Below are 20,401 nucleotides of genomic sequence, written 5' to 3'. Positions count from 1 at the left end.
GAGTCCGCCGGGTGGCGGAGGACTCTACATCTTGTGCCGGACTCGTTTCGTTCCGCGCCGCTGGCGTTGCCTGCCGCAAAGGGTGGGCAAAATTAGAGGCTTGACGCGGACTCTTCAAAGACTCATGCCTGTGGATAAGTTCCATGCATGAGAGGCGAGGGCCACGTGGCGGGCGTGATAGACAAGGTGAAGTCGCGGGCGAAAAGCGTTCAAAAGACGCAGGAAATCGTGCGCGCGCCCGATCTGCCGCTGGGCCGCATCCTGCCCGGTGATTGCATCGCCGCGATGCGCTCGCTGCCCACGGCGAGCATCGACCTCGTCTTCGCCGATCCGCCCTACAACCTGCAACTCGGCGGAGACCTCAACCGTCCGGATGGCAGCCATGTCGATGCCGTGACCGACCACTGGGACCGGTTCGACAGCATGGCGGCCTACGACACGTTCACCCGCGAATGGCTGACCGAGGCGCGCCGCGTGCTGAAGCCCGACGGCGCCCTGTGGGTGATCGGCTCGTACCACAACATCTTCCGCGTCGGCGCGATCCTGCAGGACCTGGGCTTCTGGATTCTCAACGACATCGTCTGGCGCAAGACCAACCCCATGCCCAACTTCAAGGGCACCCGCTTCACCAACGCCCACGAGACGCTGATCTGGGCGAGCATGGGCGAAAAGGCGCGCTACCACTTCAACTACCGCGCGATGAAGACGCTCAACGACGAGCTCCAGATGCGCAGCGACTGGGTGCTGCCGATCTGCTCGGGGAACGAGCGGCTGAAGGAGAACGGGAAGAAGGCGCACCCCACCCAGAAGCCCGAGGCGCTGCTCTACCGCGTGCTGCTGGCGACGACAGAGAAGGGCGACGTGGTGCTCGATCCCTTCTTCGGGACCGGCACCACCGGCGCGGTGGCCAAGCGTCTGGGGCGCGAATGGATCGGCTGCGAGCGCGAGGATGTCTACCGCGAGGTCGCTACCAAGCGTATCGCCCGCGAACTGCCGCTCGATGAAAGCGCGCTCACGACCATGCAGAGCCCCCGCACCGCGCCCAAGGTGGCCTTCGGGGCGGTGGTCGAGGCGGGGCTGATCCCGCCCGGCTCCGAGGTGTTCGACAAGAAGCGCCGCTGGATCGCCACGGTGCGGACCGACGGTTCGCTCGAGTGCGGCGGCAAGACCGGGTCGATCCACGGCCTCGGCAAGGAGCTCCAGGGCGCGCCGTCCTGCAACGGCTGGGCCTTCTGGCACTACGAGAGCGGCGCGAACGTGCAGCCGATCGACGCTGCGCGCCAGCTCTACCTGCTCGCCGCCGAGGACTGATCGCGGGCCATGGCCGCCGCGGTCTACATCCACCCGCTCACCCTCGTTTCCGGCCCGCAGGCGGTCGAGGGCGGGGCGGTGCGGCTCGGTGGCAGCATGGCCTATGCGCGCGAGTTCGCGCTTGTGGTGCGCGAGGGCGGGCAGGTGGCCGAGCGGACCTTGGGCACCCGCGAAGTGATCGAGGCGGCGATCGCGCGCCTTCCGGGCGGCCTCGCGCAGGACGGCGCGGAGCAATGGGCGAACCTCGCCAAGGTCCACCCGCCGCTGGAACTGGGCGCGCGCACCGTGCGGCTCGACCAGCCGCAGGTGATGGGGATCCTCAACGTCACCCCTGACAGCTTCTCCGACGGCGGCCGGCACGACGAGGCCGAGGCCGGCCGCGCCCATGCCGCCGCCATGCTCGAGGCGGGCGCGGCGATCATCGACATCGGCGGGGAGAGCACCCGCCCGGGGGCTTCGGCGACCTTCGAGGACGAGGAGATCGGCCGCATCCTCCCCGCAGTCGCCTATTGCGCCGCGATGGGCGCCGCGATCAGCCTCGACACCCGCCGCGCGGGCGTGCTGGCGGCGGGGCTCGCGGCGGGGGCGCACATGGCGAACGATGTCTCGGCCCTGCGCTACGATCCGCGCAGCATCGAGGTGGTCGCAACCGAGGGTTGCCCGGTCACCCTCATGCACGCGCCCGGAAGCGGCGAGGATCTGCACAAGGGCGGCGATTATGCCGACGTGGTGAGCGAGGTCTTCGACTTCCTGAAGGCCGCCCGCGCCCGCGCCATCGCCGCCGGCGTGGCAGCAGACCGCATCATCTGCGATCCCGGCATCGGTTTCGGCAAGTCGCTCGCCGAGAACCTCGCGCTGATCAATGCCCTGCCGCTGTTCCACGCGCTCGGCAGCCCGCTGATGCTGGGGGCGAGCCGCAAGCGCATGATCGGCGCGCTGTCGCACGAGGAGGAGGCGGGCGCGCGGCTGGCGGGTTCGATCGCGCTCGCGGTGAAGGGCATGGACGCGGGCGTCCATCTGCTGCGCGTCCACGATGTCGCCGAGACGGTGCAGGCGAGAAACGTGTGGCGCGGGCTGCGCGATGCGGCGCTCACCGATTTCAGCGCGCTCCCGCCGCTCTGAGGAGGCCAGCCGGACCCTTTCCTACGCCGGGGCGGTGCGCTAGGCAGGGCGGACGCGGGGACGCCTGCGCTGGCTGGGACGCCCGGAAAAATGCCGCGCACAGTGTCAATTTCGGTTTTGGGGGATAACGCGATGAAAGAAAAGCGGAAAACCTGTAGGAAATCGAAGTTTACACTGTCAACTTTGTAAACTTCGCCCGGCCGGCGGCGAGCGGGCAGGGCAGGCGGGGCGGGAGGCACCCCGCTGTCGCAACCCTGTCATCGGAGGTCGCCAGCACGGCCACGTCATGTCTGTTGTTTCAAGGAGTTCCCCGATGCGCCCTTCGCTGCTGCTCGCTGCCACCGCCCTCGGGCTTTCCGCCCCCGCCATCGGCGCGGCGCCGGCGCCGGTCGCCGTGACCCCGGACCAGCTGCTCGAGCCCTATTTCGCCGCCCTGCGCCAGCAGGTCGCCATGCCCGATGCGGGGCCCACGCCCGCGCTGAGCCCGGCCGCGACGCTCACCCGCATCGCCTTCGGCAGCTGCAACCACCAGAGCGCGCCGCAGCATATGTGGGCGCAGATCGCCGCGCAGAACCCGCAGCTGTTCCTGATGATCGGCGACAATGTCTATGGCGACAACGGCTGGGATGCCGACGCCGGGCTGGAGTCCCTGCGCAAATCCTATCTGCTCCAGGCCTCGCACCCCGAGTTCCGCGAATTCCGCACCAAGATCCCGATGATGGCGACCTGGGACGACCATGATTTCGGCCTCAACGATGCCGGGGCCAGCTTCCCTATGCGCCGCTGGGGCGAGGCGCTGTTCGAGAGCTTCTGGCGCTCGTCCGATGCGGTGAAGGCGCGGCCCGGGGTCTACGAGAGCACCATCACCGGCCCCGAGGGCAGGCGCGTGCAGGTGATCCTGCTCGACACCCGCTTCTTCCGTTCGGACCTAAAGCGTGTAGCGTGGAGCAAGGACCGCCCGCCGCTCGGCGGCTACCTGCCCGACGACAGCCCGGAAAAGACCGTGCTGGGGGCCGCGCAGTGGGCGTGGCTCGAACAGGAGCTGGCCAAGCCCGCCGATCTCAGGATCGTGGTCTCCTCGACCCAGGTCATCACCACCGCGCACCAGTTCGAGGGCTGGACCAACTTCCCGGCGGAGCGCGCGCGGCTGTTCGACCTGCTGGGGCGCCGCGAGGCGAGCGGGCTGGTGCTGCTCTCGGGCGATCGCCATGCGGCGGGCATCTACAAGACCGAGCACAAGGGCGAGACGCTGTGGGAGCTGACCAGCTCCTCGCTCAACCTCGCCTTCGGGGACGATATCGAGCGCAGCACCGCGCGCGAGCCCGATCCGGCGCGCGTGACGAAGTTCTTCCCGATCGAGAACTACGGCCTCGTCGACATCGACTGGAAGGCGAAGGCGCTGACGCTGACGCTCAAGGGCAACACCAGCGCCACGCTGGCGAGCCAGACCTTCAACTGGTGACCCGTCAGAGCGTGAAGCCGCCGTCCGACACCAGCACGTGGCCGGTGATATTGGCGGCGGCATCGCTCAGAAGGTAGCAGATGCTGTCGGCCATCTCCTCCGAGGTGGCGAAGCGGCCCAGCGGGGTGGTCTTGGCCATGGCCTTGAGGGTCGCCTCGCGGCCGATGGCGGCGACCGAGGCCTTGAAGTCCTCGCCGCTCTCCCAGATCGCGGTGTCGACGCCGCCGGGAGCTATGGCATTGACGCGGATGCCTTTTCTGGCGTTCTCGGCGGCGGCGATGCGGGCCATGTGGGCGACCGCGGCCTTGGAGACACCGTAGGGACCGATACCGGGGACGGGCTTGAGACCGGTGGTCGAGGCGACCACGACGACGCTGCCCGCCTTGCCCTCCATCGCCCGCAGCGCGGTCGCAAGGGTCATGAAGGCGCCGTCGAGATTGACGGCCATCACCCGGCGCCACTCGGCCAGCGACAGGCCCGCGATCGGGCCGCCCGCGCCGATGCCGGCGTTGACGACGGCGTGGTCGAGGCCGGCGAGGCGGGGTTCGAGCGCCTGCCACAGCGCCTCGTCGGCTACGCTGCCGGTGATGCGGTGGACCTCGCCGGGCAGGTCGAGCGCGTCGAGCCCCGCCGCGTCGACGTCGACGAGGAACAGCCGCGCCGCCCCCCGCGCGGCCAGCGCCTTCGCGCAAGCGGCTCCGATCCCCGAAGCCGCGCCGGTGACGAGCGCGCTGCGCCCGGTGAAGTCCTGAAGTGTGGTCATTGCCCCCGGCTAGAGCCGACGGCCGCGCCGATCAAGCAGCGTTGTCGATGCCGAGGTCGGAGAGCTTGCGGTAGAGCGTCGAGCGCCCGATCCCGAGCCTGCGCGCCACCTCGGTCATGCGGCCGCGATAGTGGCCGATGGCGAGGCGGATCACGTCGGCCTCGATCTCCTCGAGCGGGCGCAGGTTGCCGTCGGGGGTGTAGAGCATGATCCCCACGCCCTCGTGGCTGCTGGCGCTGGTGATGCTGCCCTGTTCGCCGAGCATCTCGGAGAGCTGCGGGAAGCTGTCGGCGGTGAGCGAATTGCCCTCGCAGTAGACCGCGGCGCGGAACAGCACCGATTGCAGCTGGCGGACGTTGCCCGGCCAGTCGTAGGCGGCAAGCAGGGCGAGCGCGCTGTCGCTGACCGAAAGGTGGTTGAGCCCCGGCTGCTCGCCGATACGGGCGAGGAAGTGGCGGGTAAGGGCGGGGATGTCGCCGGTGCGCTCGCGAAGGGGAGGCAGGACGATGCGGGTCGCGCCGAGCTTGGCTGCGAGCGCCGCGTCGAACTGCCCGGCCTCCACCATCCGGTCGATCCCGACATTGCTGGTGACCAGCAGACGCACCTCGACCCGGAAGCCATAGCTCGCGCCCACGGGGCGGATGATCCCGGTCTCGAGCGCCTCTGCGAGGCGCTGCTGGAGGACGGGAGTGAGGCGGTCGATCTCGTCGAGGATCAGGGTGCCGCCGTCGCAATGCTGGAAGGCGCCGATCTGGCGATCGAAGGCGCCGGGGAAGCTGCCGGGCTCGTGCCCGAACAGCACCGAATCGATCGAGCCGGGCGGGATCGAAGCGAGGTTGATGATGCGCAGCGGGTCCTTGGCGCGGGGGGAGGCGCCGTGCATCGCGCGCATCAGCATTTCCTTGCCGGTGCCGCTCTCGCCCTCGATCAGGACATGGCCGTGCCCGCGCGCGGCCTTGGCGGCCTGGGCGAGCGCGGCGCGGAAAGACGGGGCGGTGCCGATCATCGCGTCGAAATCGAGACTGGCCGACATCTTCTCGGTGAGCGGGGCGAGCTCGTCGCGCGCGGTCTCGCGGGTGGTGACGGTGCGCAGCGCCTCCATCAGCCGGTCGGGCGAGACGGGCTTGACCAGATAGTCGCTGGCGCCCGCGCGCATCGCCTCGACGGCGAGCAGCGGCGAGGCGCTGGTGGTGAGCATCAGGATGGGGAGCGCGGGGCGGCGCGACTTCAGCTCGGCGATCAGCGCGCAGGCATCGTCGCCCGGCACCCACTGGTCGAGCAGGATCGCGGAGAGCTGCATCCCCTCGCGCGTGCCGAGCATGGCGATCGCGGTCTCGGCATCGGGGGCTACGATCGTGCGCCAGCCGTCGCGCGCGGCAATCGCGGTGATGAGCCGCGACTGGGCGGGCTCGTCGTCGATCAGCATGACGATTCGCGCGTCTTCCTGCGCGTGGGGAAGGCAATCCATCTCTGCCATCAGCTGTGCCGCTCGGCTCCCTCGTTCGTCCGGGCGGGGCGCCCGGAAACGACATCACCGCGCACCCATAAGGCGGGGAGGTAAAGACCCGATTAAGGCTGTGCCGTCGCGGGACAGGGGCTGCGCGGCATCGGGCGGGGGAAGGGTCAGACTCTCACTAAAGGTGACTTGAGATAGCCGCCCTGCTCCGATACGGGAACGCCATGGACCGCCCGGTCCGATTTTTCGGCAACCATTCGGCAACCAATCGCGCCATCGCGCGTTGAGGGGCCCAAGGGGAATAAGCAGAATGACTGTTCACGACATGGAAAAGGCCCAGGCCACCTACAGCGGCTTCATGGGCACGCTCAAATGGGCCGTTCCGGTGATCGCGGTGATCGTGTTCGCCGTCGTCGCGGCGATCGCCAGCTAAGCCGCGCCACGTGAAAATCGCCATCCTGAAAGAGCGCGCCTCGGGCGAGACGCGCGTCGCCGCCACGCCGGAAACGGTGAAGAAGTTTGCCGCGCTCGGCTGCACGGTCGCGGTGGAGACGGGAGCGGGCGTGACCGCTTCGGTCGAGGATGCGGCCTATGCCGATGCCGGCGCGACGCTGGGCGACGCGGCGGCAACGGTGAAGGATGCCGACATCGTGCTCGGCATCCAGGCGCCCGACGTGGCGCTGCTTTCGGGAGCGAAGCCCGGCGCATGGGTGGCGGCGCTGTTCGATCCCTTCACCAAGCGCGAGGTGGTCGATGCCTATGCGGCAGGCGGCTTCGAGGCGCTGAGCATGGAATTCATGCCGCGCATCACCCGCGCGCAGTCGATGGACGTGTTGTCCTCGCAGTCGAACCTTGCGGGCTACAAGGCGGTGCTGGCGGCGGCGGACGCCTATGGCCGCGCCTTCCCGATGATGATGACCGCGGCCGGCACGGTGCAGGCCGCGCGCGTCTTCATCATGGGCGTGGGCGTTGCGGGCCTTCAGGCGATTGCGACCGCGCGGCGGCTGGGCGCACAGGTCTCGGCGACCGACGTGCGCTCGGCCACCAAGGAGCAGATCCAGTCGCTGGGCGCCAAGCCGATCTTCGTCGAAAACGTCGCCGGGATCGAGGGCGAAGGCTCGGGCGGCTATGCCACCGAAATGAGCGAAGAATACCAGAAGGCGCAGGCCGAACTGGTGAGCGGGCACATCGCCAAGCAGGACATCGTCATCACCACCGCGCTGATCCCGGGCCGGGCCGCACCGCGACTCATCACCGACGCGCAGATCGCGACGATGAAGCCGGGCAGCGTGATCTACGATCTTGCCGTGGCGCAGGGCGGGAATGTCGAAGGGTCCGTCGCCGATCAGGTGGTCGAGAAGCACGGCGTCAAGATCATCGGCTATTCGAACACCCCCGCGACGCTCCCCGCCGACGCTTCGGCGCTGTTCGCGCGCAATCACTACAACTTCCTCAGCGCCTTCTGGGACAAGGAGCAGGGCAAGCCCGTGCTCGACGAGGAAATCGGCAATGCGATCCGCCTGACCCAGGGCGGCAAGGTCGTTAACGAGCGGCTGACGGGGTGAGGTCGCTTGTTGCCCCCCTGGCGGCGCTGCTGATCGCGGCGGCGCCAGCCGAGGAACGCGCGGCGGCTATGTCGGGCGCGTGGACGGTCGATCTCCGGATCGATCTCGCGGACGAGCCCTATTCGCAGCCCATGGTGCTGACTGTCGCACCCGATGGAAGCGTGACGGGCAGTTTCTACAACAGCGAGATCCTCGCCGGGCGGGCCGGCAGCGCGCAGGGCCGCAACTGCATCGCCTTCCGCACGACTGACGGTCAGGGGCTCTATCACTCGTCGGCCTGTCTGGTGGATGGCAAGATCATCGGCCAGACCTGGGCGGAAGGCCGCAATTTCGTTCTGCCATGGACCGCAACAAGGGGCTGACATGGACTTTATCTCAATTCTCTCGATCTTCGTGCTGGCCTGCTTCGTGGGCTATTACGTCGTCTGGTCGGTGACCCCGGCGCTCCACACCCCGCTGATGGCGGTGACCAATGCGATTTCCTCGGTGATCATTGTCGGCGCGCTGATCGCGGCGGCCGAGGCCGAAAACCCGGTCGCCAAGTATCTCGCGCTCGCGGGGGTGGTGATGGCGAGCGTCAACATCTTCGGCGGCTTCGCGGTGACCGAGCGCATGCTCGCGATGTACAAGAAGAAGGAGAAGTAAAAGATGGACTTCTCCCTCCTTTCCGCCGCCGCCTCGGGCGAGGGCGCGACGCCCGCCTGGGCGATGCTCGCCTATCTCGTTGCGGGCGTGTTCTTCATCCTCGCGCTGCGCGGGCTCTCCAGCCCCGCCTCGAGCCGCGCGGGCAACCGCAACGGCATGATCGGCATGGCGATTGCCGTTGGCACCACGCTGGTGATGCATGGCACCAACCTCGTCGAGATCGGGGTCGCCATCGCGATCGGCGCTGTGCTCGGCGTCACCATCGCGCGGCGCATCGCCATGACGGCGATGCCCGAATTGGTCGCGGGCTTCCACAGCCTTGTGGGCCTCGCCGCGGTGGTGGTGGGTCTTGCCGCCTGGCTCAACCCGGCCGCCTTCGGGATCACCGATGCAGCCGGGCAGATCATGGCGGTGAGCCGCGTCGAACTCGGCCTCGGCATCGCGATCGGGGCGATCACCTTCTCGGGTTCCGTGATCGCCTTCCTCAAGCTCTCGGGCCGGATGAGCGGTTCGCCGATCCTGCTGCCGGGGCGGCATGTCATCAACCTCGGCACGCTGCTCGCGATTCTCGGCCTGATCGCTGCCTACACGCTGTCGGGCGCAGGCGGGGCCGGAGAAGGCCAGCTGGTGATCTGGATCACGGTGCTCGCCTTCGCCATCGGCTTCCTGCTGATCATTCCCATCGGCGGGGCGGACATGCCGGTCGTGGTGTCGATGCTCAACTCCTACTCGGGCTGGGCCGCGGCGGCGATGGGCTTCACGCTCGGCAACAGCGCGATGATCATCACCGGCGCCCTCGTGGGCTCCTCGGGGGCGATCCTGAGCTACATCATGTGCCGGGCGATGAACCGCAGCTTCATTTCCGTGATCGCGGGCGGCTTCGGTGCCGACGCGGGTGCGGGCGGCGCCGGCGGAGCGCGCGAGCAGCGCCCTTACAAGCAGGGCAGTGCGGAAGATGCCGCCTACATGCTGGAGCAGGCCGAGAAGGTCATCATCATTCCCGGCTACGGCATGGCGGTCGCTCAGGCGCAGCACGCGCTTCGCGAAATGGGCGACAAGCTGAAGGAAAAGGGCGTGGAGGTGAAGTATGCCATCCACCCCGTCGCGGGCCGCATGCCGGGGCACATGAACGTGCTCCTCGCCGAAGCCAGCGTGCCCTATGACGAGGTCTTCGAACTCGAGGACATCAACTCCGAATTCGCCCAGTGCGACGTTGCCTTCATCATCGGCGCGAACGACGTGGTGAACCCCGCGGCCAAGACCGACAAGTCCTCGCCCATCTACGGGATGCCGGTGTTCGACGTCGACAAGGCCAAGCAGGTGTTCTTCATCAAGCGCTCGATGGGCGGCGTCGGCTATGCCGGGGTCGACAACGACGTGTTCTACATGAACCAGACCGTCATGCTCCTCGCCGACGCGAAGAAGATGGTCGAGGAAATCGTCAAGTCGCTGGATTGATGCGCAAGCTGCTGATCGGACTTCTGCTGGCCGTTGCGCTGGCGGCCGGCGCCCTGTTCACCGGCCTCGCCGACCCGCTGGTGCGCTGGCAGGTGAAGGGCGCGCTTGTGGAATCCGGCATCGGCGAGAAACGCGCCGAATGCATGGCCGAGCGCATGGTCGAACGCCTCACCCTCGGCCAGCTGTGGAAACTGCGGCAGGGCATGGCGGCGCAGGAGGGCGAGCCGGAAGAGGGCTACGGCCTCGGCGAACTCGTCAAGCGCCTGCGCCGCGTCGACGACGGCGAGGCGGTCGCGGTGCTCACCACCTCTGCGGGGCTGTGCGCGCTGGGCGTCGGCTAGCCGCTTGCATTTCTTCCCCCCCTTGCGCCAGAGTGCGCGGCGGAGAGGGAGAACATCATGAACCGACTGGCACTTGCCACCGCGCTGCTCGCAACGGCCGCACCGCTCGCCGCCGAGACTCACCGCGTCGAACCGGGCGAGGGTGCAGCCACGCGCCTGCAGGAGGCGCTGATCCTCGCGCAGCCCGGCGACGTGATCGAATTGGGCGAGGGGCGCTTCGTGCTCACCGACGGGCTCAGCCTCGACGTTGACGGGGTGACGGTGCGCGGGGCGGGCATGGACAAGACCGTGCTCGACTTCACGACCCAGGCGGGAGCGGGCGAGGGGCTGCTCGTCACCTCCGACAACGTGACCTTGCGCGACTTCGCAGTCGAGAACCCCAAGGGTGACGGGATCAAGTCCAAGGGCGCGGACATGATCATCTATGACGGCATCCGCGTCGAATGGACCGGCGGGCCCAAGGCGGAGAACGGCGCCTACGGCATCTACCCAGTCGAGAGCACCGGCGTGCTGGTGACGCGGTCGATCGTCTCGGGTGCGTCCGACGCGGGCATCTATGTCGGCCAGAGCCGCGACATCACGGTGCGCGGCAATGTCGTCAGGTTCAACGTCGCCGGAATCGAGATCGAGAACAGCCGCAACGCGCTGGTCGAGCGCAACGTCGCCACGCGCAACACCGGCGGGCTGCTGGTGTTCGACCTGCCCGGCCTGCCGGTGATGGGCGGCGGCAACGTGATCCTGCGCAACAACGCCGTGTCCGACAACGACACCCCCAACTTCGCGCCGCCCGGAAACATCGTCGCCTCCGTCCGGCGCGGGACGGGCGTGCTGGTGATGGCCAATGACGGCGTGCTCATCGAGAAGAATGCCTTCGAGAACAACCCCACCGCCCATGTCATGGTGATCGCCTACACCCAGCCCTATGACGATGCGCGCTACAATCCCCATGCCCGCAACGTGATCGTCGGCTCCAATGCCTTCGGGCGCGGCGGGGACGATCCGCAGCTCGATGGCGCGGCGATGCTGCTGTCGGCCTTCGGCGGGGCGCTGCCGCCGGTGCTGTGGGACGGGATTGCCGAGCAGCCCGGCAACGGGCTGAAGATCGCCGAGGGCGTCACCGGCTGGAGCCTCAATCTCGCCAAGCCCGGCCAGAGCCTCGCCGAGGCGCAGCCCGGGCCGCTGATGCTGACGCCGGTCGCAAGCTGGGAGTTCCCGGAAGTCGGCGCTCCGGCGGCGCTGGAGGCGCGGCTGAAGTGAGGCGGGGCGTCGCGCTGCTGGCGGCGGCGGCCGCGCTGCTTTCGGGCACGATCGCCGCCCGCGGGGCCGTGCCCGCAGCACCGCGCGTCCACGACGGCGTGGTGGCGGGCGCGGGGATGCCGCGGGCGCTTTCGGAATTCGGGTTCTTCGCCGATGGCCGGCGGCAGGTGCCGGCGCCCGGGGTCATCCCCTACGAACTCAAGGTTCCGCTGTGGTCGGACGGGGCGGAGAAGCTGCGCTTCATCTACCTTCCGCAAGGCACGCAGCTTGCTGCCGAGGGGGAGGGCCTGCTGCGCTTCCCCGTGGGCGCCGCGATCATCAAGACCTTCGCCTTCGGCACAGGCGCGGATCGCCGGCTGATCGAGACCCGCGTCCTCCTGCACCGCGCCGATGGCTGGGTGGCGCTGCCCTATCGCTGGAACGCGGAGCAGACCGAGGCGACCCTTGCACTGGCGGGCGGCCGGCTCGATCTCGTCACCCCGGCGGGGGAGGCGATCTCCTATGCCATCCCGAACAAGAACCAGTGCAAGACCTGCCACAGCAAGGACGGGCAGGTGATCCCCATCGGCCCCAAGGCGAGGAACCTCTCGGCGCAGTGGCTGGGCGATATGCGGCGCCAGAGCCGGCTGGAGGGCGATATGGCCGCCGGCGACCGTCTGCCCGACTGGCGCACCCATGCGACCGGCCCCGCAGAGCCGCTCGCGCGCGCCTATCTCGACGTCAATTGCGCGCACTGCCATCAGCCCGGCGGCGGCGCGTCCAATTCCGGCCTCGACCTGCGCTGGGAGCAGACCGATCCCCACGCCATCGGCATCATGAAGCGCCCGGTCGCTGCCGGACGCGGCGCGGGGGGGCACGAGTTCTCGGTCCTGCCCGGGCGCCCCGATGCCTCGATCCTGCTCTACCGCATGGACAGCGCCGAACCGGGGATCGCCATGCCCGAACTGGGCAAGAGCAGTATCGATCATGATGGCGTTGCGGTGGTGCGGCGCTGGATCGCGGAGATGAAATGATCAAGTGGTTCCTGCGCGGATTGCTCGCGCTCCTCGCGGTGCTGGTGATCGCCTTCCTGGTCTTCCGCACGCCGGATACCGACGCGGCGGAAATGCGCGGCAAGTACGGCGCGCCGCCCTCGCAATTCGTGGAGATTGGCGACAGGGTGAGCGTCCACCTGCGCGACGAGGGCCCGCGCGATGCGCCCGCGATCGTCCTGCTGCACGGCTCCAACGCCGATCTCCACACCTGGGAGCCCTGGGTGCAGGCGCTCAAGGATCGTTACCGCGTGATCCGCTTCGACCAGGTCGGACACGGCCTCACCGGCCCTGACCCGCGCGAGGATTATTCGCGCGACAACTATGTCGCCGACATTCTCGAGGTCGCGGACCGGCTCGGCCTCGAACGGTTCGTCATCGGCGGCAATTCGATGGGCGGCAAGCACGCGCTGGCCTTCGCCGTGGCGCATCCCGAGCGGCTCGCCGGGCTCGTGCTGGTCGACGGCAGCGGCGGGCCGATGCTCAAGCTCGACAAGCCCAAGGAGGAGAAGACCTCCGGCAATATCGGCTTCAGGATCGCGCGGATGCCGGGCGTCAACCTGCTGGCCGAACAGATCACCCCGCGCAGCCTGATCGCGCAGAGCCTCGAGCAATCGGTGTCGAACAAGGCGATCGTCACCCCGGCGATGATCGACCGCTACTGGGAACTGCTGCGCTATCCCGGCAACCGCCGCGCCACGCTGAAGCGGTTCAGCGAACCCTATGATCCGCTGACCGAGGCCGAGGTCGCCGCAGTTGCCACGCCGACCCTGATCCTGTGGGGCGAGGAGGACCGCCTGATCCCGGTCGAGGCGGGCGAGTGGCTCGACCGGACGCTGCCCGACAGCACGCTGGTGATCTACCCCGGCATCGGCCACCTGCCGCACGAGGAGGCGGTCGGCGAAACGCTTGCGACCCTCGAGGCGTGGCTTGCCGGGCACGCCGCCCCGCCGAAAGCACCCTGACGCCCGCACCCTCTGGACGCGCGGAACGCTTGCCGCCTAAAGCCGTTCGCAGTTGCACATTGGAACAGGAAGGGACGCCCGTTTGCGCAAACTCGGGATCATAGGCGGCATGAGCTGGGTGTCGACCGCGACCTATTACGATCGCATCAACCGCATCGTCCAGAAACGCGCCGCCCCGATGGCGAGCGCACCGCTGCTGATCGAGAGTCTCGATTTCTGCCAACTCTACGCCCTCACCGAAGAGCGCGACTGGCAGCGCGCGGCGAGCGTGCTGATCGACAGCGCGCGGCGGCTCGAAGGTGCGGGGGCCGAGGCGCTCATCATCGGCGCGAACTCGATGCACCGGCTCTACGACGATGTCGCGGCCTCGGTGAACATCCCGATCCTGCATATCGCGGAATATGTCGGCCTCGCCATGAAGCGCGCCGGCAAGACCAGCGCAGCCCTGCTGGGAACGCGCAACGTGATGACCGAGAGCTTCTACCGCAAGCGCCTCGTCGCCCACGGCATCGACCTGCTGCCGCCCAATCTGACCTATGTCGAGATGCTCGACCGGATCATCTATGACGAGCTGATGGTCGGCAAAGTCACCCGCGAGGCGGAGCGGACGCTGAAGACGATCATCACGAACAAGGCGCAGGAAGGCGCCGAGGCGATCGTGCTCGCCTGTACCGAGCTCGACCTTGTGGTCGATGTTGACGCCAACGTCCTGCCGATCTTCGACAGCACCCGGATACACTGCGAGGCCGCCGCGAACTGGATTCTCGAGCAGGAAGTGGTGAATTAGTCCTCGGTTCGTCCGCCCATGCGGGCACCCTGCCGCATCGCAAGGTTGCATGGGGTGCAACGTCTTAACGCTCCTCCTATGTGGCGCGCGGATTTTGTCACGGAAACGTACTCGACATTATCCGGGTCTTCGGGTCGCACCGACAGGCCCTTGGGGCTGCCTCCCTTCCCCCCCAATCACCGGGGGGCGGCCCCATAATTGCCCGCACAAATCTTCGCCCTTCCGGCAAGGTTCCCGACCTGTTCCGGTTGAGCCGCGCGCTGCGCTCCCCTAATCGCTCCTACCGTGATGACCCGCGCCGCCTTCGCCGCCGATCCCGATGCGCCGGTGCTGCGCGAATTCGGCGGGCCGCAGAGTGCCGAGCGACGGGGCCCGCGCAGCGCCTTCCAGCGCGACCGCGACCGGATCATCCATTCGATGAGCTTCCGCCGCCTGAAGTCCAAGACCCAGGTGTTCATCGCCCCGGACGGCGACCATTATCGCACCCGCCTGACCCACAGCCTCGAGGTCGCCCAGATCGGCCGGGTGATCGCCCGGGCGCTGGGGCTCGACGAAGACCTTACCGAAGCCCTGTGTCTCGCGCATGATCTCGGCCATCCGCCCTTCGGCCATGCCGGGGAGGCGGCGCTTTCGGACGCGCTGGAGCGCCACGGCGGCTTCTGCCACAACGCCCAGGCACTTCGCACGGTCATGCGGATCGAGAGCCCCTATCCGGATCATGACGGTCTGAACCTCACCTGGGACCTGCTCGAAGGGCTTGCGAAGCATAACGGACCCGTGAGTGCGCCGGGCTGGGCGCTCGCCGAACTCGACGCGGCCTTTCCGCTGGATCTGGCCACCTGGCCCTCGCTCGAGGCGCAGGTGGCGGCGGTCGCGGACGACATCGCCTACGACAACCACGACATCGACGATGGCCTGCGCGCAGGCTTCCTCCAGCTCGACGATCTGCTGACGCTCGATTTCCTCGCAGACCAGTGGCGGGCGGTCGAAAAGCGCTTTCCCCACGCGCCCCGCGAGCGTCTGCTGCGCGAGATGATACGCGACCAGATCGGGATGATGGTGAACGACGTGATCGCCCACACGTCGGCGCAGGTCGAAGGCATGGGATCGGTCGGCGAGGTGCGCGCCGCCGGGCGGCAGCTCGCCGGATTCTCTCCCGCCATGGCCGCGCAGGAGCGGCGGTTGAAGGCCTTCATGTACGATCGTCTCTACTTCCACCCGGAACAGATTGCCGCCGCAGAGCGCGCCCGCGATGTCGTGGCGCGGCTCTATGCCGCCTATGCACAGGACGCTGGTCTTATGCCCGGGGACTGGCCGGCGCGTCTCCCCGCGCATGAGCCGCAGCGTTCGCGCATGATCGCCGATTTCATCGCCGGCATGAGCGACCGTTTCGCAATGGAAGCGGTGGCGCGCATCTACGGGACAAGGCCGGAAGGGTTGATCAATGTATGAGCCGCGCGTGACGGGCCCCGTGCGGGTGGCGCTGGTGGGCGCGACCGGGCTGGTTGGCCGCGAGGTGATCGCCACCGCCAGCCGCGGGGACGAGGTGCGCCTGCTCGGAATCGCCCGGCGCGAGGCGCCGCTGCCGCCGGGCGCTCGCATGGAGATGTTCGTTTCCGATCCCTGCAAGTGGGGCGACGTGATGGATGCGGTGCGCCCGCGCGCGCTGATCTGCGCGCTCGGCACCACCTGGAAGAAGGCGGGCAAGGACGAGGCCGCCTTCCGCGCGGTCGACCACGATCTCGTGCTCGCCACCGCCGAGGCGGCGAAGCGCGCCGGAGTGCCCAACATGGTGCTGGTCAGCGCCGCAGGGGCCGACGCACGCTCCAAGACCTTCTACATGCGCGTCAAGGGCGAGACCGAGGAGGCGCTGTCGCGCATCGGCTTCAAACGGCTCGACATCCTGCGCCCCGGCCTGTTGCGCGGGCAGCGCGAGGGCGATCTGCGCTTCGCCGAGCGCGCCGCGCTGATCGCTGCGCCGCTGATCGATCCGCTTCTTTCCGGTTCGTGGGCGCGCTATCGCTCGATTGACGCGGCGCTGGTTGCCGAAGCCGCGCTCGGGCTCGCGCTGCGCCGCGCGGGCGGGCGCTTCACCCACGACAACGAGGCGATGCGCCGCGCCGCGCGGGAATGGCGCCGGGTCGGCGAGACGGGAGAGGCGGCATGAGCTGGGATGCGGTGTTCGGTGCGGTCAATCTGCTCGCGCTGCTCGGTTGGGTGGCACTGATCGCCCTGCCGCGCTGGCCGGCGCTGCTGGCGGCGGTGCTCTATCTCGGCGTCGGGCTGCTGTGCCTCGTCTATGCCACGGGCCTGATCGGTGTCGTCAGCGGGCTGATCCCCAATACCGGGGGCGGGGGGGCGGACTTTTCGACCATCGCCGGCATTCGCGCGATCTTCGCCACGGATGCGGGTGTGACGATCGGATGGACGCATTACCTCGCCTTCGACCTCTTCGTCGGCCTGTGGATCGCGCGTGACGGGGATGCGAAGAACATCTCCCGCCTCGTCCAGGCGCCGGTGCTGTTCGCCACGCTCATGGCCGGGCCGCTGGGGCTGGGCCTGTGGCTGCTCATCCGCGAGCCGATCGCCCGGCGGCAGGGCCGGTTCCGCTGACAAGGAAGGGCTGGACGACGCCAGACGGTCGGCTAATCTCTCTGGCAAAAAGCCTGAGGGGAGAGAGACCGGCATGGCCCAGATCGCGCAGCACCGACTGCTGACCATCGATGACATCCTGACCCATTGGGCGGCCGAGCAGCCCGATGCGCCTGCAATCGAGGGCGGAGGCCATTCGTTCAGCTATGGCGAGCTTGACCGGCTGTCGCGCCAGATCATCGCGCTGCTCGCAGCGCGTGGGATCGGCGCGGGCGACAGGGTGGCGTTCCTGGGCAAGAATGCGGCGACGTACGGCCTGCTCTATTGTGCCTGCGCCCGGGCGGGGATCGTCATCGCACCGGTCGGCTGGCGGCTCGCCCCGCGCGAGATCGCCTATATCCTCGCCGATACCGGGGCAAAGCTGCTGGTGGCGGCTCCCGATTTCGTGGAGATCGCAGGCAAGGCGATGGCCGAGCTGGAGGGGCCGCCCGAACTGCTGGGCGATGCGGCGATGCTGGCCGAGGCGTGCGCCTGCGATCCGGCGCAGTTCGCGCCCTGCGGCGCGGATGATCCGATCCTCCAGCTCTACACCAGCGGGACGACCGGCCATCCCAAGGGCGTGCTGCTGTCCAACGCCAACCTAACCCGGCTGCGCAACGAAGGGCTGGCTGCAGGGCTGACCTACTACACCGATTACCGGCCCGGCGATTGCATGATGGTGGCCATGCCGATCGCCCATATCGGCGGCACGGGCACCTTCAATCTAGCCATCATTGCCGGGATTCGCTGCCGCTTCGAGGCCGAATTCACCCCCGGCGGGGTGCTGGACGCAATCGAGGCTGGCGCGACCCACATGTTCCTCGTGCCCGCCGCGCTTCAGATGGTGATCCAGCACCCGCAGGCCGCCAGCACCGACTTTTCGAACCTGCGCTATCTCATCTACGGTGCGGCACCGATGCCGCTCGAACTGCTCAAGCAGGCGGTGAGCACCATGCCCAGCACCCAGTTCCTGCAGGCCTATGGCATGACGGAGACCACCGGCACGGTCTCGATCCTGCCGCCCGAGGATCACAGCCTCGAAGGCAACGAGCGGATGCGCTCCGCGGGCAAGGCGCTGCCCGGGGTCGAAATCGAAGTGCGCGGGTCGGACAATATCGAGGTTCCGCGCGGGGAAATCGGCGAGGTCTGCATCCGCTCGCCCTCGAACACGCAGGGCTACTGGAAGTTGCCCGATGCCACCGCCAAGACCATCGATCCCGACGGCTGGCTCCACACCGGCGATGCGGGCGTTATGGATGAGGACGGCTACGTCTACATTCAGGACCGGATCAAGGACATGATCATCTCGGGCGGCGAGAACGTCTATCCGGCTGAAGTGGAGAGCGCGATCTACGGCCATCCCGCCATCGCCGAGGTGGCGGTAATCGGCGTGCCGAGCGCGAAGTGGGGCGAGGAGGTCAAGGCCTGCGTCGTGCCCAAGCCCGGATGCGAGGTCGACGAGGCCGACGTGATCGCCTGGGCGCGCGAGCGGATCGCCGCCTTCAAGGCGCCCAAAAGCGTCGATATAATCCCGATGATGCCGAGGAACGCCAGCGGCAAGATCCTGCGCCGCGAACTGCGCGCACCCTATTGGGAAGGGCAGGAACGGCAGGTCTCGTGAGGTGAAGCGCCACGCGCCCGCCACCCTGCGCAACCGCGAGCCCATCGCCGATGTGCTCGCGCGCGAATTGCCCGCGACCGGCACGGTGCTCGAGATCGCGGCGGGGACGGGCGAGCATGCGGTGTTCTTCGCCGGGCGTTTCCCTGCGCTGGACTGGCAACCGACCGACCCTTCCGCCGAGGCTCTCGCCTCGATTGCGGCCTACCGGGAGGAGTACGAGGGCGCGAACCTCGCCGCTCCGCAGCTGCTCGATGCGGCGGCGCCGGAGAGCTGGCCTGCGCGTCAGGCTGACGCCATTTTGTGCATCAACATGGTCCACATCAGCCCCTGGGCCGCAACTGTGGGGCTTTTCCGGGGTGCTGCCCTATTGCTGGGCAGCACCGGCGGTCCGCTGATCATTTACGGTCCCTTCATCGAGCAGGGCGTGGAGACGGCGGCCTCGAACCTCGACTTCGATGCCAGCCTCAAGGCGCGCGATCCGGCATGGGGCTTGCGCGAGGCCGAGGCGCTCGATGCGCTCGCCGCGCGGCACGGCGTGGCCCGCAGCGCGCGCCATGCGCTGCCGGCGAACAACATCGTGCTGGTCTATCGCGCCGGCTAGTCGATCGCGCGCTTGCCCGCCCGGCCGACGGACTTGATATCGTCGCCGAGCCCGTCGACGGTGTTGCAGGCGGTGGTGCCAAGCGCGAGCATGGCAAGGGCGGCGGTGGCGAGCAGGTTGCGAATCATCGGCAGGTCCCTTTTTCGTCGATCTCGGTCGATCAACGCATGAACCGGCTTAAGTTTTCCTGACAAGGCCTGCGTGGCCGCCGCCGCCCCGGTTCCAAGGTCAGATTTCCTCCCTCACCTCGCGCGAGGCCGATTGCAGGTCCTCGCCCGCGCCTTCGACGGTGTTGCAGGCGGCGGTGCCAAGCGCGGCAGCGCCAAGCGCAAGGGCGGTGATGAGAATGCGGGTGTTCATGGCAGGGTGCTCCTTCGTGATGGTCCCTGGGAAGGCAACCGGAGCCGGGCTGCGCAAGGTCCATCCTATTCGCCGGAATGCACCCGGGATCGGGCAAGCTGCCTCTCGCGCCACGCGATCAGGAGGCCCGCCCCGATGATCAGTGGCGCGCCGAGCCACAGGCTGGCGGGCGCGGCGCGGTCGAAGACATAGAAGCCGTAGAAGCTTGCCCAGAGCAGCGCCGTGTAGTCCATCAGCAGGATGACCGCCGCAGAACCGAAACGCAGCGAGGTCGTCAGCAGCATCTGCGCCGCCGCGCCGACGAGCCCCATCCCGAGGATCAGCGCCCAGGTGACAGGATCATGCGCGGCCCACACGAAGGGCAGGGCGAGGGCGGCGACCGGGGTCGAGAGTGCAGCGAACCAGAAGACGATGCTCCAAGGGTTCTCGGTGGTGTTGAGGTCCTGGATCTGGAAGCTGATGACCGCGACCATGAAGGGCGCGACGAGGCCCACGGCCACGCCTGCCGCCGTCACGCCTTCATGGAGGCCGCCGAAGGGCTGCATCACCACGATCACCCCCGCAAATCCCATCGCCACCGCCGCCCAGCGATAGGGGCCGATCCGCTCGCGGAGCAGCACGATCGCGAGCAGCACCGCGAAGACGGGTGCGGTGAAGCCGAGGGTGGTCGCCTCGGCCAGCGGCAGCAGCAGGACGGCGCCGTAGGTGAAGACCATGCCCACGACCCCTGCGGCGGCGCGGCGGGCGTGCGCGGGCAGGCGCCGGGTTCTGAGCAGCGCGAGACGACCGGTCAGGACGAGGCCGCCTGCCAGCAGGATCGTGGTCAGGAGCTGGCGCCAGAAGATCAGCTCGACAAGGTGAGCGCCGCGGCTCCCCGCCAGCTTCACCAGCATCCCCATCGTTGCGAGCGCGAAGGCGGCCAGCAGCCGCACGCCGAGCGCGAGGAGGGGGCGGGGGCGGGCAATCGAGCCATCCATCGCTCGCGGGCTTGGCCGAGCGGCAGGGATTGCGCAAGCGCCGCACGC

General features: G+C 68.4%; 23 protein-coding genes. 18 read left to right on the top strand and 5 right to left on the bottom strand.

What is annotated here, in order from left to right; all coding sequences use genetic code 11:
* Window positions 1–147 precede the first annotated feature (147 nt).
* The 3 genes from ACMX37_RS10780 to ACMX37_RS10770 all read left to right on the top strand — a co-directional run bounded on the left by ACMX37_RS10780 (window position 148) and on the right by ACMX37_RS10770 (window position 3,895).
* The gene (locus ACMX37_RS10780) at window positions 148–1,311 is read left to right on the top strand and encodes a DNA methyltransferase (RefSeq protein ID WP_483145922.1); all 1,164 of its coding nucleotides are present in this window, start codon (window positions 148–150) and stop codon (window positions 1,309–1,311) included.
* A gap of 9 nt (window positions 1,312–1,320) precedes the next feature.
* On the top strand, window positions 1,321–2,433 hold the full coding sequence (gene folP, locus ACMX37_RS10775) for a dihydropteroate synthase (protein ID WP_483145921.1): 1,113 nt from the start codon (window positions 1,321–1,323) through the stop codon (window positions 2,431–2,433).
* 313 nt (window positions 2,434–2,746) lie between these two features.
* Window positions 2,747–3,895 (top strand): alkaline phosphatase D family protein, encoded by a 1,149-nt coding sequence (locus tag ACMX37_RS10770; RefSeq protein ID WP_483145920.1) that lies wholly within the window; start codon window positions 2,747–2,749, stop codon window positions 3,893–3,895.
* A gap of 4 nt (window positions 3,896–3,899) precedes the next feature.
* Here the strand turns inward: ACMX37_RS10770 and ACMX37_RS10765 are convergent, their stop codons facing one another.
* Both ACMX37_RS10765 and ACMX37_RS10760 read right to left on the bottom strand, forming a co-directional pair.
* Complete coding sequence (locus ACMX37_RS10765; RefSeq protein ID WP_483145919.1) at window positions 3,900–4,658, bottom strand: SDR family NAD(P)-dependent oxidoreductase; 759 nt, start codon at window positions 4,656–4,658, stop codon at window positions 3,900–3,902.
* A gap of 31 nt (window positions 4,659–4,689) precedes the next feature.
* Window positions 4,690–6,126, bottom strand: coding sequence for a sigma-54-dependent transcriptional regulator (locus tag ACMX37_RS10760; protein ID WP_483148395.1), 1,437 nt, complete (start codon window positions 6,124–6,126; stop codon window positions 4,690–4,692).
* A 298-nt stretch (window positions 6,127–6,424) separates the two neighbouring features.
* Between ACMX37_RS10760 and ACMX37_RS10755 the strand changes: the two genes are divergently transcribed.
* The 15 genes from ACMX37_RS10755 (at window position 6,425) to ACMX37_RS10685 (ending at window position 19,016) form a co-directional block, all read left to right on the top strand.
* Window positions 6,425–6,547, top strand: a complete 123-nt coding sequence (locus ACMX37_RS10755; protein WP_483145918.1) for a hypothetical protein — start codon at window positions 6,425–6,427, stop codon at window positions 6,545–6,547.
* Window positions 6,548–6,557: 10 nt separating this feature from the next.
* Complete coding sequence (locus ACMX37_RS10750; protein WP_483145917.1) at window positions 6,558–7,679, top strand: NAD(P) transhydrogenase subunit alpha; 1,122 nt, start codon at window positions 6,558–6,560, stop codon at window positions 7,677–7,679.
* A complete protein-coding gene (locus tag ACMX37_RS10745) occupies window positions 7,676–8,041 on the top strand; it encodes a hypothetical protein (RefSeq protein ID WP_483145916.1) in 366 nt (121 codons plus the stop codon). The genes ACMX37_RS10750 and ACMX37_RS10745 overlap by 4 nt, the downstream gene beginning before the upstream one ends.
* A gap of 1 nt (window position 8,042) precedes the next feature.
* Entirely contained in the window at window positions 8,043–8,324 is a 282-nt protein-coding gene (locus tag ACMX37_RS10740; RefSeq protein WP_483145915.1) for an NAD(P) transhydrogenase subunit alpha part 2, read from the top strand.
* 3 nt (window positions 8,325–8,327) lie between these two features.
* Window positions 8,328–9,782 (top strand): NAD(P)(+) transhydrogenase (Re/Si-specific) subunit beta, encoded by a 1,455-nt coding sequence (locus ACMX37_RS10735; protein ID WP_483145914.1) that lies wholly within the window; start codon window positions 8,328–8,330, stop codon window positions 9,780–9,782.
* Window positions 9,782–10,123: a hypothetical protein gene (locus ACMX37_RS10730; RefSeq protein WP_483145913.1), complete on the top strand. Its 342-nt coding sequence runs from the start codon at window positions 9,782–9,784 to the stop codon at window positions 10,121–10,123. The genes ACMX37_RS10735 and ACMX37_RS10730 overlap by 1 nt, the downstream gene beginning before the upstream one ends.
* Before the next feature lie 57 nt (window positions 10,124–10,180).
* Window positions 10,181–11,380, top strand: coding sequence for a parallel beta-helix domain-containing protein (locus tag ACMX37_RS10725; RefSeq protein WP_483145912.1), 1,200 nt, complete (start codon window positions 10,181–10,183; stop codon window positions 11,378–11,380).
* On the top strand, window positions 11,377–12,393 hold the full coding sequence (locus tag ACMX37_RS10720) for an SO2930 family diheme c-type cytochrome (protein WP_483145911.1): 1,017 nt from the start codon (window positions 11,377–11,379) through the stop codon (window positions 12,391–12,393). The genes ACMX37_RS10725 and ACMX37_RS10720 overlap by 4 nt, the downstream gene beginning before the upstream one ends.
* The gene (locus ACMX37_RS10715; protein ID WP_483145910.1) at window positions 12,390–13,376 is read left to right on the top strand and encodes an alpha/beta fold hydrolase; all 987 of its coding nucleotides are present in this window, start codon (window positions 12,390–12,392) and stop codon (window positions 13,374–13,376) included. The genes ACMX37_RS10720 and ACMX37_RS10715 overlap by 4 nt, the downstream gene beginning before the upstream one ends.
* An 82-nt stretch (window positions 13,377–13,458) precedes the next feature.
* On the top strand, window positions 13,459–14,163 hold the full coding sequence (locus ACMX37_RS10710; protein ID WP_483145909.1) for an aspartate/glutamate racemase family protein: 705 nt from the start codon (window positions 13,459–13,461) through the stop codon (window positions 14,161–14,163).
* A gap of 288 nt (window positions 14,164–14,451) precedes the next feature.
* Window positions 14,452–15,615 carry a deoxyguanosinetriphosphate triphosphohydrolase gene (locus ACMX37_RS10705; RefSeq protein ID WP_483145908.1) on the top strand — a complete coding sequence of 388 codons (1,164 nt, stop codon included), beginning with the start codon at window positions 14,452–14,454 and terminating at the stop codon, window positions 15,613–15,615.
* Window positions 15,608–16,330 (top strand): NAD(P)H-binding protein, encoded by a 723-nt coding sequence (locus ACMX37_RS10700; RefSeq protein ID WP_483145907.1) that lies wholly within the window; start codon window positions 15,608–15,610, stop codon window positions 16,328–16,330. The genes ACMX37_RS10705 and ACMX37_RS10700 overlap by 8 nt, the downstream gene beginning before the upstream one ends.
* On the top strand, window positions 16,327–16,776 hold the full coding sequence (locus ACMX37_RS10695; protein WP_483145906.1) for an ABA4-like family protein: 450 nt from the start codon (window positions 16,327–16,329) through the stop codon (window positions 16,774–16,776). The genes ACMX37_RS10700 and ACMX37_RS10695 overlap by 4 nt, the downstream gene beginning before the upstream one ends.
* A 73-nt stretch (window positions 16,777–16,849) precedes the next feature.
* Window positions 16,850–18,415 carry a long-chain-fatty-acid--CoA ligase gene (locus ACMX37_RS10690; RefSeq protein WP_483145905.1) on the top strand — a complete coding sequence of 522 codons (1,566 nt, stop codon included), beginning with the start codon at window positions 16,850–16,852 and terminating at the stop codon, window positions 18,413–18,415.
* Between the two features lies 1 nt (window position 18,416).
* Complete coding sequence (locus ACMX37_RS10685) at window positions 18,417–19,016, top strand: DUF938 domain-containing protein (RefSeq protein WP_483145904.1); 600 nt, start codon at window positions 18,417–18,419, stop codon at window positions 19,014–19,016.
* Here the strand turns inward: ACMX37_RS10685 and ACMX37_RS10680 are convergent.
* From ACMX37_RS10680 to ACMX37_RS10670, 3 genes are all read right to left on the bottom strand, one after another.
* On the bottom strand, window positions 19,013–19,144 hold the full coding sequence (locus ACMX37_RS10680; RefSeq protein ID WP_088913760.1) for an Entericidin EcnA/B family protein: 132 nt from the start codon (window positions 19,142–19,144) through the stop codon (window positions 19,013–19,015). The two genes, ACMX37_RS10685 and ACMX37_RS10680, sit on opposite strands and share 4 nt — an antisense overlap.
* A gap of 100 nt (window positions 19,145–19,244) precedes the next feature.
* A complete protein-coding gene (locus ACMX37_RS10675; RefSeq protein ID WP_483145903.1) occupies window positions 19,245–19,376 on the bottom strand; it encodes a hypothetical protein in 132 nt (43 codons plus the stop codon).
* 65 nt (window positions 19,377–19,441) lie between these two features.
* Window positions 19,442–20,353, bottom strand: coding sequence for a DMT family transporter (locus ACMX37_RS10670; RefSeq protein WP_483145902.1), 912 nt, complete (start codon window positions 20,351–20,353; stop codon window positions 19,442–19,444).
* Window positions 20,354–20,401: the final 48 nt, after the last annotated feature.

This window comes from Porphyrobacter sp. THAI-01a, assembly GCF_056868655.1.
This window is presented reverse-complemented; position numbering and strand designations above follow the sequence as displayed.

Excerpts from the sequence above, each read along its gene's own strand:
- ACMX37_RS10780 (WP_483145922.1), top strand. The coding sequence starts at position 148 with ATGAGAGGCGAGGGCCACGTGGCGGGCGTGATAGACAAGGTGAAGTCG.
- folP (WP_483145921.1), top strand. The coding sequence starts at position 1,321 with ATGGCCGCCGCGGTCTACATCCACCCGCTCACCCTCGTTTCCGGCCCG.
- ACMX37_RS10770 (WP_483145920.1), top strand. The coding sequence starts at position 2,747 with ATGCGCCCTTCGCTGCTGCTCGCTGCCACCGCCCTCGGGCTTTCCGCC.
- ACMX37_RS10765 (WP_483145919.1), bottom strand. The coding sequence starts at position 4,658 with ATGACCACACTTCAGGACTTCACCGGGCGCAGCGCGCTCGTCACCGGC.
- ACMX37_RS10760 (WP_483148395.1), bottom strand. The coding sequence starts at position 6,126 with ATGGATTGCCTTCCCCACGCGCAGGAAGACGCGCGAATCGTCATGCTG.
- ACMX37_RS10755 (WP_483145918.1), top strand. The coding sequence starts at position 6,425 with ATGACTGTTCACGACATGGAAAAGGCCCAGGCCACCTACAGCGGCTTC.
- ACMX37_RS10740 (WP_483145915.1), top strand. The coding sequence starts at position 8,043 with ATGGACTTTATCTCAATTCTCTCGATCTTCGTGCTGGCCTGCTTCGTG.
- ACMX37_RS10735 (WP_483145914.1), top strand. The coding sequence starts at position 8,328 with ATGGACTTCTCCCTCCTTTCCGCCGCCGCCTCGGGCGAGGGCGCGACG.
- ACMX37_RS10730 (WP_483145913.1), top strand. The coding sequence starts at position 9,782 with ATGCGCAAGCTGCTGATCGGACTTCTGCTGGCCGTTGCGCTGGCGGCC.
- ACMX37_RS10725 (WP_483145912.1), top strand. The coding sequence starts at position 10,181 with ATGAACCGACTGGCACTTGCCACCGCGCTGCTCGCAACGGCCGCACCG.
- ACMX37_RS10715 (WP_483145910.1), top strand. The coding sequence starts at position 12,390 with ATGATCAAGTGGTTCCTGCGCGGATTGCTCGCGCTCCTCGCGGTGCTG.
- ACMX37_RS10705 (WP_483145908.1), top strand. The coding sequence starts at position 14,452 with ATGACCCGCGCCGCCTTCGCCGCCGATCCCGATGCGCCGGTGCTGCGC.
- ACMX37_RS10700 (WP_483145907.1), top strand. The coding sequence starts at position 15,608 with ATGTATGAGCCGCGCGTGACGGGCCCCGTGCGGGTGGCGCTGGTGGGC.
- ACMX37_RS10695 (WP_483145906.1), top strand. The coding sequence starts at position 16,327 with ATGAGCTGGGATGCGGTGTTCGGTGCGGTCAATCTGCTCGCGCTGCTC.
- ACMX37_RS10690 (WP_483145905.1), top strand. The coding sequence starts at position 16,850 with ATGGCCCAGATCGCGCAGCACCGACTGCTGACCATCGATGACATCCTG.
- ACMX37_RS10680 (WP_088913760.1), bottom strand. The coding sequence starts at position 19,144 with ATGATTCGCAACCTGCTCGCCACCGCCGCCCTTGCCATGCTCGCGCTT.
- ACMX37_RS10675 (WP_483145903.1), bottom strand. The coding sequence starts at position 19,376 with ATGAACACCCGCATTCTCATCACCGCCCTTGCGCTTGGCGCTGCCGCG.
- ACMX37_RS10670 (WP_483145902.1), bottom strand. The coding sequence starts at position 20,353 with ATGGATGGCTCGATTGCCCGCCCCCGCCCCCTCCTCGCGCTCGGCGTG.